General features: G+C 39.7%; 14 protein-coding genes and 2 tRNA genes. 6 read left to right on the top strand and 10 right to left on the bottom strand.

The features are described 5' to 3' along the window. The first annotated feature begins 4 nt into the window (after positions 1 to 4). From EOD41_RS11025 to EOD41_RS11015, 3 genes are all read left to right on the top strand, one after another. On the top strand, positions 5 to 1,330 hold the full coding sequence (locus tag EOD41_RS11025) for an acetylxylan esterase (protein ID WP_127704871.1): 1,326 nt from the start codon (positions 5 to 7) through the stop codon (positions 1,328 to 1,330). Between the two features lie 32 nt (positions 1,331 to 1,362). Beyond that, entirely contained in the window at positions 1,363 to 3,693 is a 2,331-nt protein-coding gene (locus EOD41_RS11020) for a tetratricopeptide repeat protein (RefSeq protein WP_164849925.1), read from the top strand. A 319-nt stretch (positions 3,694 to 4,012) separates the two neighbouring features. Next, positions 4,013 to 5,119, top strand: coding sequence for a glycoside hydrolase family 26 protein (locus EOD41_RS11015; protein ID WP_164849924.1), 1,107 nt, complete (start codon positions 4,013 to 4,015; stop codon positions 5,117 to 5,119). Positions 5,120 to 5,186: 67 nt separating this feature from the next. Here the strand turns inward: EOD41_RS11015 and EOD41_RS11010 are convergent, their stop codons facing one another. The 7 genes from EOD41_RS11010 to EOD41_RS10985 all read right to left on the bottom strand — a co-directional run bounded on the left by EOD41_RS11010 (position 5,187) and on the right by EOD41_RS10985 (position 8,834). Beyond that, on the bottom strand, positions 5,187 to 5,690 hold the full coding sequence (locus EOD41_RS11010; protein ID WP_127704868.1) for a hypothetical protein: 504 nt from the start codon (positions 5,688 to 5,690) through the stop codon (positions 5,187 to 5,189). A gap of 304 nt (positions 5,691 to 5,994) precedes the next feature. Further along, positions 5,995 to 6,573, bottom strand: a complete 579-nt coding sequence (locus EOD41_RS11005) for a hypothetical protein (RefSeq protein ID WP_127704867.1) — start codon at positions 6,571 to 6,573, stop codon at positions 5,995 to 5,997. An 89-nt stretch (positions 6,574 to 6,662) separates the two neighbouring features. Further along, positions 6,663 to 7,097 carry a VOC family protein gene (locus EOD41_RS11000; protein WP_127704866.1) on the bottom strand — a complete coding sequence of 145 codons (435 nt, stop codon included), beginning with the start codon at positions 7,095 to 7,097 and terminating at the stop codon, positions 6,663 to 6,665. A gap of 35 nt (positions 7,098 to 7,132) precedes the next feature. Further along, positions 7,133 to 7,633, bottom strand: coding sequence for an SRPBCC family protein (locus tag EOD41_RS10995; RefSeq protein ID WP_127704865.1), 501 nt, complete (start codon positions 7,631 to 7,633; stop codon positions 7,133 to 7,135). Further along, positions 7,633 to 7,950, bottom strand: coding sequence for an ArsR/SmtB family transcription factor (locus EOD41_RS10990; RefSeq protein ID WP_127704864.1), 318 nt, complete (start codon positions 7,948 to 7,950; stop codon positions 7,633 to 7,635). Before EOD41_RS10990 ends, EOD41_RS10995 begins: the two co-directional genes overlap by 1 nt. A gap of 229 nt (positions 7,951 to 8,179) precedes the next feature. After that, positions 8,180 to 8,266, bottom strand: a tRNA-Ser gene (locus EOD41_RS20740). A 439-nt stretch (positions 8,267 to 8,705) separates the two neighbouring features. Then, the gene (locus EOD41_RS10985) at positions 8,706 to 8,834 is read right to left on the bottom strand and encodes a chloride channel protein (protein WP_240663374.1); all 129 of its coding nucleotides are present in this window, start codon (positions 8,832 to 8,834) and stop codon (positions 8,706 to 8,708) included. Here EOD41_RS10985 and EOD41_RS20735 point away from each other — a divergent pair. After that, positions 8,810 to 9,031: a hypothetical protein gene (locus EOD41_RS20735; protein ID WP_164849922.1), complete on the top strand. Its 222-nt coding sequence runs from the start codon at positions 8,810 to 8,812 to the stop codon at positions 9,029 to 9,031. The genes EOD41_RS10985 and EOD41_RS20735 overlap by 25 nt on opposite strands. Before the next feature lie 90 nt (positions 9,032 to 9,121). Here EOD41_RS20735 and EOD41_RS10980 read toward each other — a convergent pair whose 3' ends face one another. Continuing rightward, a complete protein-coding gene (locus tag EOD41_RS10980) occupies positions 9,122 to 9,715 on the bottom strand; it encodes a dihydrofolate reductase family protein (protein WP_127704863.1) in 594 nt (197 codons plus the stop codon). A 256-nt stretch (positions 9,716 to 9,971) separates the two neighbouring features. Between EOD41_RS10980 and EOD41_RS10975 the strand changes: the two genes are divergently transcribed. Both EOD41_RS10975 and EOD41_RS10970 read left to right on the top strand, forming a co-directional pair. Continuing rightward, on the top strand, positions 9,972 to 11,078 hold the full coding sequence (locus tag EOD41_RS10975) for an acyltransferase family protein (RefSeq protein ID WP_127704862.1): 1,107 nt from the start codon (positions 9,972 to 9,974) through the stop codon (positions 11,076 to 11,078). A gap of 155 nt (positions 11,079 to 11,233) precedes the next feature. Continuing rightward, on the top strand, positions 11,234 to 11,881 hold the full coding sequence (locus tag EOD41_RS10970; RefSeq protein ID WP_164849923.1) for an SMI1/KNR4 family protein: 648 nt from the start codon (positions 11,234 to 11,236) through the stop codon (positions 11,879 to 11,881). 32 nt (positions 11,882 to 11,913) lie between these two features. Here EOD41_RS10970 and EOD41_RS10965 read toward each other — a convergent pair. Both EOD41_RS10965 and EOD41_RS10960 read right to left on the bottom strand, forming a co-directional pair. Then, positions 11,914 to 12,001, bottom strand: a tRNA-Ser gene (locus EOD41_RS10965). A 198-nt stretch (positions 12,002 to 12,199) separates the two neighbouring features. Beyond that, complete coding sequence (locus EOD41_RS10960; protein ID WP_127704860.1) at positions 12,200 to 13,195, bottom strand: YihY/virulence factor BrkB family protein; 996 nt, start codon at positions 13,193 to 13,195, stop codon at positions 12,200 to 12,202. Positions 13,196 to 13,197: the final 2 nt, after the last annotated feature.

Raw genomic sequence — 13,197 nt, 5'->3', positions numbered from 1 at the left:
AAGCATGTTTAAATTAAAATATATACTGGCATTATTTTTTTGCTGCCTTGTTGTTAAAGGTTACGCGCAGCATGAGGAAGAGGAGGAAGCTGCTGAAACAAATCAACCTGAATTCATCTTTGAAGCATCACCCTTAAAAAAAGAAGCCATATATAAATCAGGCGATAAAATCGGTTACGACATAAAGGTGGTTAACACCTATGATGTAGTGCAGGAAGGTACGCTGAGCTTTCTGGTTACTACCATGAAAAATCAGCAGGTGTCGCAAAACTCAATGAAGGTAAACATCGGTAAAAAAAGCACCGCAAAGTTTTCCATTAAAGTTCCGAATAACAACACGGCCGGTTTTTACAAGATACAGATCATGCTTAACGTAACCGAGTATGATGATACGCTAAGGAAAGTATTCGGTATAAACACTAATGAACTGAAGTCGAACACCCCCGCACCGCCTGATTTTAATGACTTTTGGGCTAACGCACGCGCCGAATTACAAAATATAAAGCCAAATTTTAAAATGACTGAGCAGCCCGATCTGGAACAGAATGGGATAAGCGTTTATTTGATTGAAACAAAGTCGTTGAACAATCTTACAGTAAGGGGATGGCTCACATTACCTAAAAAACGCAAACCTAACAAAAAACTGCCTGTGTGGCTGGTGTTGCCGGGCTACGGCGGAACAGGAGTGAAGCCTATTTTTGGTTCGGACGATTTGGCGGTACTCGCCTTTAACGTACGCGGACAAGGTAACAGCCGTGATGTGGTTCATCCAACACGTGAAGGATATCTAACTACTGATATTGAAAACAAGAACCGGTATATATTGCGCGGCGCAATAATGGATTGTATCCGTTCGGTTGATTTTATATGCTCACGGCCCGAACTTGATTCAACGAACATTATTTGCTCCGGTGGAAGTATGGGCGGTTATTTCAGTATTGTTACCTGCAGCCTTGATAGCCGGATAAAATTGTGTTCGGCAAATAACCCGGTATTTTGTGATTACAGGGCGCTTGAAGGTAGCGCCGATTGGCCAATGAGCAGTTTTGCCAGGTACAGCAAGGAAAGGTTTGTACCGCTGAAAAAGATTTTTGACAACCTGGATTATTACGACCTGAAGAATTTTGCGGTAAACCTGAGAACACGTGCACTGCTGGCTGTCAGCTTGCTTGATAACCTGGCACCACCAACCAATGAGTTTGTTATGCTTAACAGCATTAAGCAGGCCGAATATAAGCTGTTTGTGTACCCTGATCTGGCGCATGAGGTTCCGCCGCCATTATTTGCCTATTTAAGTAACTGGATGATGGACGAATTTGGAATATTTTAATGGCTAAACCTTTATCAATAGTAGTGCTAAACATGAAGAAACTTTTATTTCTGTTCTTATTTATCCCTGTACTTGCATATGCTCAAACTGCCGATGTGCTTACCCAGCGCGGCAATACCAAGGCTAATGCAAAAAACTACAGCGAGGCTATTGAAGACTTTACCAAAGCCATTGAGCTCGACCCGGTAAATGCTGATATATACTTTTATCGTGCCAACGCTTACTCAAATAGCGGTAATTATAACGAAGCTATAAAAGATTATACACAGGTAATATCAATAAAGGCGTCGTACCCCAACGCTTATTTATACCGTGCAAATGCGTATGCCAGCCTGAAATCATATAAAGATGCAATCGCGGATTTTGACCTGGCGCAAAAAGTGAATCCACGCAGTGCTGATGTATATCATTATCGCGCCAATGCCAAAAGCAACATAGGTGACTATACAGGCGCTGTTGCTGATTTTACAAAAGCTATTGAATTTGCACCTAAACGCTATGAACTTTATGAGTACCGCGGTGTAGCTAAGGCTAATCTGAATAACAATGCCGGCGCTGTTGAAGATTATACCACAGCATTAAAATACAGCCCGAAGAACGCAGATATTTATTATTACCGTGCAAACTCACGTGCTAATATGGCCGATTTCAGGGGCGCGATTTTAGATTTTGATAAAGCCATTGCGCTGAACCCCAAAAATGCCGAAGCGTTCTACTATCGCGGTAACGCAAAATCAAACCTGAACGATAATAAAGGTGCCATAGATGATTATAACATGGCTATAAAGCTTAATCCTAAGCTTACTGATCTGTATCACTATCTGGGTAATGCAAAATCAAATACATCAGACAATAAGGGCGCGGTTGAGGATTACACAAAAGCAATAGAACTTAATCCGGTTAATGCCGAACTGTTTTTGTACCGTGGTTTAGCTTACTATAATCTGGGTAATAAAGATTTGGCCATGGCGGATATTAATAAGTCGTTACAACTGAATCCAAAGTATGTTGATGCTTATTCAAACCGTGCCAACCTTAATCTTGAGATGCAAAACTTTGAGCAGGCCGTGTTTGATGCCGATACGGCTTTGCAGTATAGCCCTAATAATGCTTCGCTGTATGTACTGCGCGGACGTGGTAAGTTTTACCTTATTGATACTGCCGGCGCTATGGAAGATTTGAACATGGCTATTAAGGCAAATCCTAAAAGTGAAGAAGGTTACGCGGCCCGTGGTGAGCTGAAAGTTTTTCAGGAAAACTATAAAGAGGCTTTAGCTGATTTGGACAAGGCGCTTGAAATTAATCCATCACGTTGGGATGCCTTGTTACGGCGCGGTATCGCAAAAAGTAAAATGGGTGATAATAACGGCGCAATGAAAGACTTTGAAAAGGTGATGGCTAATAGTCCTAATTACGTTGATACCTACCTCAACTTGGGTCAACTACGCTTTAAACTAAAAGATTATAACGGTGCGCTGCAGTTATACAATAAAGCGATTGAACTAAGCCCTGAAAATTTAACGCTTTATATCAGGAGAGGCGTTACCCGCAGTGCCATTGAGGATATTGACGGCGCTATGGCCGATTTTGAAACCGCGTTAGCTATCGATTCAAATTCGTATGAAGCTTATTCAAACCGTGGCACTGTACATATGAAGCTTAAAGAGTTTGAAGAAGCTGAAAAAGATATCAATAAGGCAATGACATTGAACCCCAATGGCGAAACCTGCATTATAATGGGCAACTTGAAAATGGAGCAGCGTGATTATCAGTCGGCGCTTGATTATTATAGCCTTGCCCTTGAACGTGCGCCTAAAAACATTGATGGATATTTGCGCAGAGGAGTAGTACGAAGCTTGTTGAAAGATACGCTGGGTATGCGTGACGATTATAACGTCGCGCTGAAACTGCAACCGCAAAACGAAGAGATATATCTGAGCCGTTCGGGTGCAAGGTTGAACCTTAAAGATACCGTTGGGGCAATATTTGACTGTTCAAAAGCAATTGAACTCAATTCAAAAAATCCTGACGCATACTTAACCCGCGGCTATACAAAATTTATGTTTAAAGATGCGCGAGGGGCCATACTTGATTACAACATGGCATTGCAGCTTCAGGAAAACTACAACCTTGCATTTACCCGCAGGGGCGAGGCGCGGGCTATGATCAAGGATTTTTCAAACGCTGTAGCTGATTACAACTCAGCAATTGAACTGAATAATAAAGACAGAAGAGCGTACTATTTGCGCGGACTTGCCAAAATAGGTATGCGCGATAAGAACGGAGGCTGTTTGGATTTAAGTAAGGCCGGAGAGTTGGGGTATAAAGAGGCGTATAACGCTATTCAGAAAAACTGTAACTGATAAAGGGAAAAGTAACTGCTGAAGATTGACAGGAAATTTATAAAGAATCTTTTCTTCTCTTGCGAGGATCTTGTTTAGGGAAAAACTGATCGTAAAGCAAAGCGAATAAAACGATTATTACTGCGGGTAAAAATAATACCGATTGTATTTCGGGATGGTCTTGGTTTAAAACATTAAAGTAAAACACTATTAGCACTATAAGAACGATGTACAAGCCTATTCGCCAGATCAAATTTTTGTTCATTCCATAAAAATATTAATAAATCAAAACAAAAACAAATATATTACGGTACGCATGATTAAAAACGGTTACCACGTTATGAAAGCTGGGATTTTTGCTTCTTCTATACTCATTATCAGTTTAATACCGGCGTGCAGCCGCTCGCAGGTAATGCCTTCTGATAAGAATGCCACCGCCGAAACGGTAATGCTTTATCAAAACCTTGCAAGGTTAACCGATAAAGGTATTATGTTCGGTCACCAGGATGACCTGGCTTACGGTGTAGGATGGAAAAATATACCAGGAAAATCAGATGTAAAGGAAGTAACCGGTGAATATCCTGCAGTATACGGATGGGATTTAGGGAGTTTGGAACGCGATAGTTTGGACAATTTTGATGGTGTAAACTTTCAGCAAATGACAGCGTTTATACAGGAAACGTATAAACGCGGAGGCATAAACACTATCAGCTGGCACCTGAACGATCCTGTAACCGGAAAAACCGCTTGGAGTACTCCTTTGGGTTCGGTAAACGCTATACTAAACGATGCAAAGTATAAGTCTGTTTATGTAAGCTGGCTTGATAAGTTTGCATTCTTTATTTTAAAAGCGCAGGGAAACGATAAGGGCGTGCCGATTATTTACCGTCCTTTTCACGAGCATACGGGTAACTGGTTCTGGTGGGGAAAGTCGTCATGCACTCCGGGTGAGTTTAAAGCTTTGTGGAAGTTTACGGTTGATTACCTGCGCAATGAGAAACACCTGCATAACCTGTTGTTTGCTTATTCGGCAGGACCATATACTACAGAAAACGAATTAATGGACAGGTACCCGGGTGATGATTACGTTGACGTTATCGGTACCGATATTTACTGTGATTCAAACGTAAACTACTTTGTGCAGGATATAAAAAAACGACTGGAAATTTTAAATACCGTCGCAAAAAAACATAACAAGATACCGGCCCTTACAGAAGTTGGATATGAAAATGTACCTCAGGCCGACTGGTGGACAAAGGTGTTACTGCCCGAACTATTGCCTTATAAATTATCGTACATGCTGGTTTGGCGTAACTGGAAAACCGAACACTTTTTTGTGCCTTATAAAGGGCAAATAAGCGAGGAAGATTTTAAACAGCTATACCGGCATCCGCGAACACTTTTTCAGAAGGATGTAAGCAAAAAGATATATAGAAAAAAGCTTTAATGTTGAGTTATTAAAATAAGAGAGCCACCGGAAAAGGTGGCTCTCTTATTTTATGCGAGTAAAAAAATTACTTTCTTTTAAAGGTAATATAGAAGTATCCTGCATGCGATGGCTTAGCAGCAGAACTGCCGGGTACATTATACTGCGGATTTGAAACTTCAACATTCCAAAGCATGGTGTTATTATCTGCAAATTTAACTTTATAGGGGCCGTCGCTGCCATTTTTGCCCGCAAAGTAGTTGGTGAACAGATCTCTCACGGTTGTTTCATAATAGTATATTTCGGCATCTCTGTCATAACGTGTAGCGGCCACGTAAGTATAAGTTTTAGCAACGCCGTTTGTGTCAGTTATAGCTACTGAATTATCACCTGAAAAAGTAACACTGCTGTTTGGTGTAAATTCGTCGCTGTATAATGATTCTTCGTTATCATCAGCATAGTAATAACTTACTTTGGTAATGGCCCAGTTTCCGCTTGCCTTAGTCTGGAAGTCTTCCGGCGGGTTAGTTTCGTCCTTTTTACAACCGACGAAAGCAATCACAAGTAATAAAATAATGTAGCGTAGTTTCATATGTATATTTTTAAAGTGAGTAAACCACCGGCGCAACAGTTAGTTTTAACCGGTTTGGCAAATATTAAAAAATAAACGATCAAACATCCGGTAACGTATAAAAAGAACCAACAATATCAAATAACAAAAAGAAAGTGTTCACCTACCCAGGTTTATCTGCCAGGAGGATGTGCGCTATAGTTGGATAAACAACAGTTTTACCTGTCGCTTTCTACATAACATGCTGTAATAAGTATTATAGGTAAGTTTTTTATCGGAAAAGGGCCATTTACTTAGGGGATCCTCCTGAACGAAGTTAATAATATCAATTGTTAAGCACATGTGTTATAATTCTAGATTGATGATCTTCCTGTTTAATTTTTTCAATTACTATTTTCTCATTTTTTCTGTTTCTTCCCCAAGACGCTACAGACGCTCTTTTTTGAGGATCACAGATGCTATTTATCAAAACACAATTATTATAGAACAATATTGTTATTTGTTCTCCCCAACTTCCGGAAAAAAAACTTGGATTTGTCTGACCCACGTATGCATAATTTGTTGAGGATATAAGTATCCACTCATGTTCTTTAGCAGTTTGTTTAAGAATCTCTTTTAGTTGGATATGACTTAAATTTGTTTGAACTAACCGAAAGTTTAACCGTCGTTTTTGAATTATATAAGCTATTATAGCCAAAATCAAAGGAATTATTATCATCCCTAAATCCCTTTCCTGGAATATAAAAGGACTGTTCTGAAAATAACCTATCAGATTAGAAAGCAATGCTGCCGCAGGTATGAATAATAGATAGGCTACAAGTCCGAAATGTGAAAAATTTGGCCAAAAGCCAACTAATTGCAGTTGGCCTGTTTTTACCGACTCGTTATAAACGTCTTTATTCATTAAGTCCGAATAAACTACACAAGTATATTAAAAAGCCCGCAATTAGTGATAGCGGGCTTTGAAGCGTTTTTAGATTTTCAAGAGAAGGATTAACTGTTATAATTTGGGCCAAATTCCACAATCCATTCAATGCCATACTTGTCTCTGAACATTCCGGCGTATGTACCCCATGGACTGTCGCCTATAGGCCCTTCAACATCTCCACCTGCCGACAGGCCGTTAAATATTTTGTCTGCTTCTTCGCGGCTCTCTGCGTTCACTACTATTTTAGATCTGTTTTCGTTCTCGTTTACACGGCCCATAAATTCAGGAACATCATTGGCCAGTAATACATTGTGCTTGCCAAGTGGCAAGGCAATGGTCATAATTTTATCAGCTTCATTTTCCGGTACCTGAAATTCGTCGCTTGCAAGGTCTTTAAAACGCACCACCTTGGTAAACTCGCCGCCAAAAACTGATTTGTAAAAAGTGAATGCTTCTTCAGCATTTCCGTTGAAATTTATCCACGGGTTAATTGTTCTCATGATTATTGTTTTTAAATGTGATTGTAAATTTCCTTTTATTGTTTTTCTGATAAAGTTGATAAGAGGTTTTCCAAGTTGGTTAATGTCATGGTAAAGCCTATCTTAAAGCCCTCTAATAATTTCTCCAACCGCTCAAAAGATTCGTTATAAATAGTAATGTCTATTTTGGTAATACCATTTTTTTCGCTGAAATTGTAGTCCCATTCAGAGCCAGGCAGTTCACGGTTTTCGTCTTTATCGGCAAACGCGTTGTACATTTTAAAATTGGTTTTCGGGGTGATGGAAGTATATTCCTGCACCGCCCAGCGCTCTTGTCCGTCGGGGCTTATCATCGCATAAAACCTTCGTCCGCCAACTTTAAAATCCATATACTTGGTTTTGGCGCGCATAGGGGCGGGCGCTCCCCATTGGTCAAGTAGTTCGGCTTTAGTAAAAGCATCCCATACCAATGACTGTCCTGCATTAAATTCCCTGGTGATGTAAACCGTTTTGGCCGTTTTATCAACGTTAAAATCAAATAGCAAATCGTTGTTCATTATTTCTGTTCTTTAATTGTTGTCAATAGTTGGTCGAGTTGATTAAATTGAGTTTCCCAGCTTTGCCTGAATTGGGCTAACCAATGATCGAACTCCTGCATTTTTTTTGCATTAAAGTGATAATAAATCTCCCTGCCACTATGCTCAGGTTTAATTAGTTCGCATTCGTGCAATACTTTAATATGTTTTGATACAGCCTGCCGGGTCATATCAAATTTTTGGGCCATAGCATTCGGCGTCAGCGCCTGGATGGCAAGCAGCGTTAAAATAGCCCTGCGTGTGGGGTCGGCTATGGCTTGAAATATATCTTGTTTCATGTTAATAGATAATAAGCAACTCTCGGGTTGCAAATATATGTGCAACTTTTGAGTTGCGCAATTTATTTTTTTATTTCTATAATAGAGGATTAGAAAGTAGGTGTATTAATTATAACTATTAACTAAGCCATATTTCCATTGACTTAAAAAGAGAGCTCATTGTGAAAGCACGTAAGCAAAAAAATAGCCTGCTAAATCAACGTTTGGCAGGCTGTTTTCATTGGTAAGGCGGAGAGAGAGGGATTCAAACCCCCGGTACCTGTTACAGTACACCTGATTTCGAATCAGGCACATTCGATCACTCTGACATCTCTCCTGATAAAATCTTTACAAATTTTGGGGCTCAAATATAAGCATGCGTTATATATTATACAAGCACATGCATATTACAGCTGTCCCGCGAACTTTTATGGCTTGCCGAGTGTAAACCATCCATCTTGGAATGCGAAAAGGGCCATTATACCGTTGTTCGGTATTTTGCTGTTACTGTAAAATTTTGTTATATCCCTGGTTGTAACTTTTCCTTTTTCTGCTGATTTTCATCTGCAACAAGGAGTGTATCGGTGTTAAGTGTGCCCATTAGTTGCAGGCAAACATCCAAGATTTCATTTTTATTAACAGCAGGGTGTTTTTCTGTTACTTCGCGGGTTGTACAAGATTTTTAACACGTGCATACATCAGAGGGTCAGTATGGTATCAGCCGGGCGTACTAACGCCGCGCCGACATATTTTTTCTGTTATAATGCTGCCTTCCATTAAAAGAACGACACAAAATATGCGGCTATACATGCGCATAACAAGGGTAGCAAACCATTGGGCTGGCCGGTAGTTTCAAGTGTGAATATAATTGAAGTAAGCAATGCTCTGGAAGCGCCTGCAAACATTGCTGCCATATCCACCAGTGCTGCGGTGGCAAACGCTTATAACGCTTCAGGAGACATTCGGTATTGACGACAACTATTTTCTTAAAGTTGCTCTTTCCAAACAGGATGTTGCATCATATGCAGGTACTACCTACGAGATAGTGTTTAAGATTTTTTGCAGAATGGACAGAAGCAGGCATTATAGCCACCGAAGATAAACGTTTGCAGCTTAAATTGACTTACCGTTTGCAGTCTATCGTATACAAAACCTGAATCTTTATACATTATATGCCAAATGCAAATCACGCTTAAGGGCCAACAGTGCCTGTTTTTACTTGCCCGTATTTTTTATAATTAACTATAATAACACCGGTTGCGGTAACTGTGCTTTCGGCAAGTTTAAACGCCGCAGGCATTGCACCGTTGTCAAATAGTCTTTTTCCTTTTCCAAGAATCACCGGATGGATGTTAAGCCAGAATTCGTCCACCAGATCATGTTTCAGCAGTAACTGAACAAGCTTGCTGCTGCCCCAGATCTTAATGTCATGTCCCTCTGATTTTTTTAGCTTTTCAATATCTTCTATATTTTTAACAAACACAGAGTTTTCCCATTCTGAGCTTTCCATTGTGTTAGATAGCACATATTTTGTCACTTCATTAATGCCCGGCCAATAATCCGCATGTTCAGGCCAGTAAGATGCAAATATTTCAAACGTTCTTCTGCCTAAAAGAAGATCTGCAGGTTCTAACTGTTTTTTCATAGCCTCGCCTGAAGTTTCGTCATTATAAGGTGCAGTCCATCCACCATATGTAAAACCATCTGATAAATCTTCTTCTGGTCCGCCCGGTGCCTGCATTACACCGTCTAAGGTAAGAAACGATAAAACGATTATTTTTCTCATATAACAATAGGTTGGTCATCACATATAAATCTCGTCAAAATTATCTTATCTGAGCGGTGTATATGCGGCAAAAGTGAGGGTTAAAAGTGACAGATTGTCCCGGGTTAACTATCTGTTCAGTACAGGCTTTTATTGTTGGCAGTTACAGTAGGGATTATTACCGTAATTTGTAAAAGAAGAAAATAACCTATGATTTAAGCCATCTTTTATAATTTGCGAAAGATTTCTTTGACACACATCTATTCAATTTTTATAAATGAGCAACAACGGATTGGTTACAAAACCACATTATCCAATATTAGATGGCCTTCGCGGTGTAGCAGCAATTATAGTTGTAACTTTTCATTTGGCAGAACCATTAGCTAAGGGGCATTTAGATATTATTGTTAATCACGGTTACCTGGCCGTCGACTTTTTCTTCTTATTATCAGGCTTTGTTATCGGTTATGCTTATGATGACCGCTGGCACAATATGACAGCAGGCAGTTTTTTTAAACGTCGTATAGAGCGCCTTCAGCCAATGGTGATTTTAGGAATGACCCTTGGCGCTATAGGGTTCTATTTTACTGATTCTACGCTATGGCCGCTTATTCATACCGTTCCGGTTTGGAAAATGCTGCTGGTAATGCTTATTGGTTACACCATTCTGCCCGTGCCCTTATCGCTTGATATACGTGGCTGGCAAGAGATGCACCCTTTGAACAGCGTGGGGTGGTCATTATTTTTTGAATACATTGCCAATATACTTTACGCTATATGGATCAGGAAGTTCTCAAAAACAGCATTAAGCATTTTAGTGGTTGTTTCTGCTATTGCACTGGCGCATCTCGCCATCACAAACGGCGATGTTAGCGGCGGCTGGACACTGAATGCTAAGCAGATGCGTATTGGCATAACCCGTACCATGTACCCCTTTTTTGCCGGCCTGTTACTTTCACGTATAGCTAAACCAACCCGTATTAAAAACGTCTTTTTATGGTGCAGCCTTTTGGTAGCCCTGGTATTATATATGCCACGCATTGGTGGTGCCGGGCATCTTTGGATGAACGGGGTATATGAAGCTGTTTGCATTATTGTTGTTTTCCCGCTTATCGTTTACCTTGGCGCCAGCGGCTTAATACAAACACAACGGGAAAAAAGGATATGTAAATTTTTAGGGAATATTTCTTATCCGCTATACCTGGTGCATTATCCCCTTGTGTATTTTTATGTTGCATGGGTTAGTAACCATAAAGGCGTAACTATTTTGCAAGCATGGCCATACGCATTGCTGATATTAACAGGAAGCACTATTTTAGCTTATACCGCATTAAAATTGTATGATGAGCCGGTTCGTAAATGGCTGAGGAAAAAACTTAAGTAAGCATGAGCCGGAAAGCCTAATATCAATTTGAATCAACTAAAACAAAAAAGGCTCGCAAGTTGCGAGCCTTTTTTGTTTTGGAGGGAAACGGGTGTTTATTAAAACATTTGGATGGATTTTTAAGGCTATTAAATTTTAATGAGCGATATTTAGTTATGTCATTTTTTAAAAAGAAAGATAAAATAGACTTTATTACACTCCCTGCGCCAGATAATACAACTTTATATTTTCAGCAAATTAAGATTTTAAGCGAACAGTACTGGTCGGTAAATCAGCCTAATGAAAATATATATGGTTTCCAAATACAACAAAATACAATATGGAAACCCGGGTTATCCGACGCTGATCTTCTACGATTTCAGAACATCATTGGATTTGTATTCCCTGAGCCTTTAAAAAACTTTTATAAAGTAATGAACGGGCTTAGCAAGCCAGGAATAAATCTATACGGTAATGACGGCACGACACCGACTTTTAGTCCAGTGTTTTATTCTTATCCGCAAGATATAAACAGTATAAAAGAACTGATTAAGTGGTTTTTAGAAGCGAATTTAATATCAAAAAATGAAATGTTGCAATTAAAAGTAAGTCGTATTTTTCCTATATGCTGGCATCGTTTTTTATTAATTGATATCCCGGGTAACCCAATACTTTCAATGTTTGGAGATGATGTAATTTACTGTGCAGATAATTTAAGCAAGTTGTTGGCAAATGAACTATTCGAGAATATCTACAATGTTCATGATTTTGAAAATCTAAAGGATCTTAAACCGGATATAAAATTTTGGCTGGACCAGAGATAAAAAAGGCTCGCAATTTTGCGAGCCTTTTGTTTTGGCGGAGAGAGAGGGATTCGAACCCCCGGACCTTTAACAGTCAACGGTTTTCAAGACCGCCGCAATCGACCACTCTGCCATCTCTCCGGGGGCAAAAGTACAAAACCGAGCCGAATTGCCAAATTTCAATGTTAAATATTTTTAAAAATTTATAAAATATTGATTAACACAGCGTTGCATTATTCTCCTTTTGCATTTCTTAGTGAAATTTGGATTTCTGTAGATTCAATGATGTTAATTTGACACCGGAAAAGCTGATATGCAGAAGGGCTTTTTTGCTAAAACTTAATGCTTATCCTTGATGTGATTCTCTTTTTCTTCAGGCTTTCGTTTAAAAGTATTGAACACCGGCTTAACAATTTTGATGTTTTGTTTGGATAACTCAACACTTGCATTTAGTTCAAAACCGATTAGAATCACCAGCGAGTTCAGGTGCATCCAAACCATTATGACGATAAGTGTACCAATTGAGCCGTACACCTTATTATAAGCCGAAAAATTGTTGATATAATAAGCAAAACCTATGGAGGTAAGCAATCCTAAAAAAGTAGCCAGTACCGAACCGGGTGTTATAAACTTCCACCTGCGCTTGTGTGCAGGGCCGTAACGGTATAAAATGGAAAGAGTACTAAAGAATACAATCACAACAATGATCCAGCGGGTAAGCGTAATTACATAGGCCCAAAATGCGCTTTGCGAATAGAAATGCTCTTTAAAGAAGCCAATAATCACATCCCCAATAATAAGTATCCCAATTGCCAATATAAGTGAAAAGCAAAGCACGAGCGTAAGCACCAGAGCTATCCAGCGGCGGCGCAGCCAGCTACGGGTTTCCAATTGCAGTGATGACTTGTTAAACGCCCGCATTAGGTTGCTCATGCCATTGGTAGCGAAGTATAAGGCTGATAAGAAACCGAATGATAGTAATTTAAGATTTTGGTTGCTTACAATATCATGTATAGTGGTTTGGAAGGCCTGGTATGCCTTAATGGGTAATATTAGCTGTATAAGTGCCAAAAACTGGTTTTGGAAGTCGTGAAACGGAATGTAGGGTATCAGGGTAAATAAAAAGATAATGGTAGGGAATACAGCCAGCATAAAGCTAAATGCCAGCGATGATGCCCTGTTGCCCAGCGAACCTTGTTTCAGCTCAAGAATAAAAAAGGCTACAACCGTATATAAAGGCAGCGGACGGAAACCCGGTAGCACCACGGTCTTCGTCCACTCGATGAAATACCGGTATAGTTTAAAGCGGAGTAAAAAGTAGTGCAGCCCAATCATTC

This window comes from Mucilaginibacter limnophilus (assembly GCF_004005815.1).
Classification (GTDB): domain Bacteria; phylum Bacteroidota; class Bacteroidia; order Sphingobacteriales; family Sphingobacteriaceae; genus Mucilaginibacter; species Mucilaginibacter limnophilus.
Note: the sequence above shows the minus strand (reverse complement) of the source record. Positions and strands in the feature narration are given on the sequence as shown.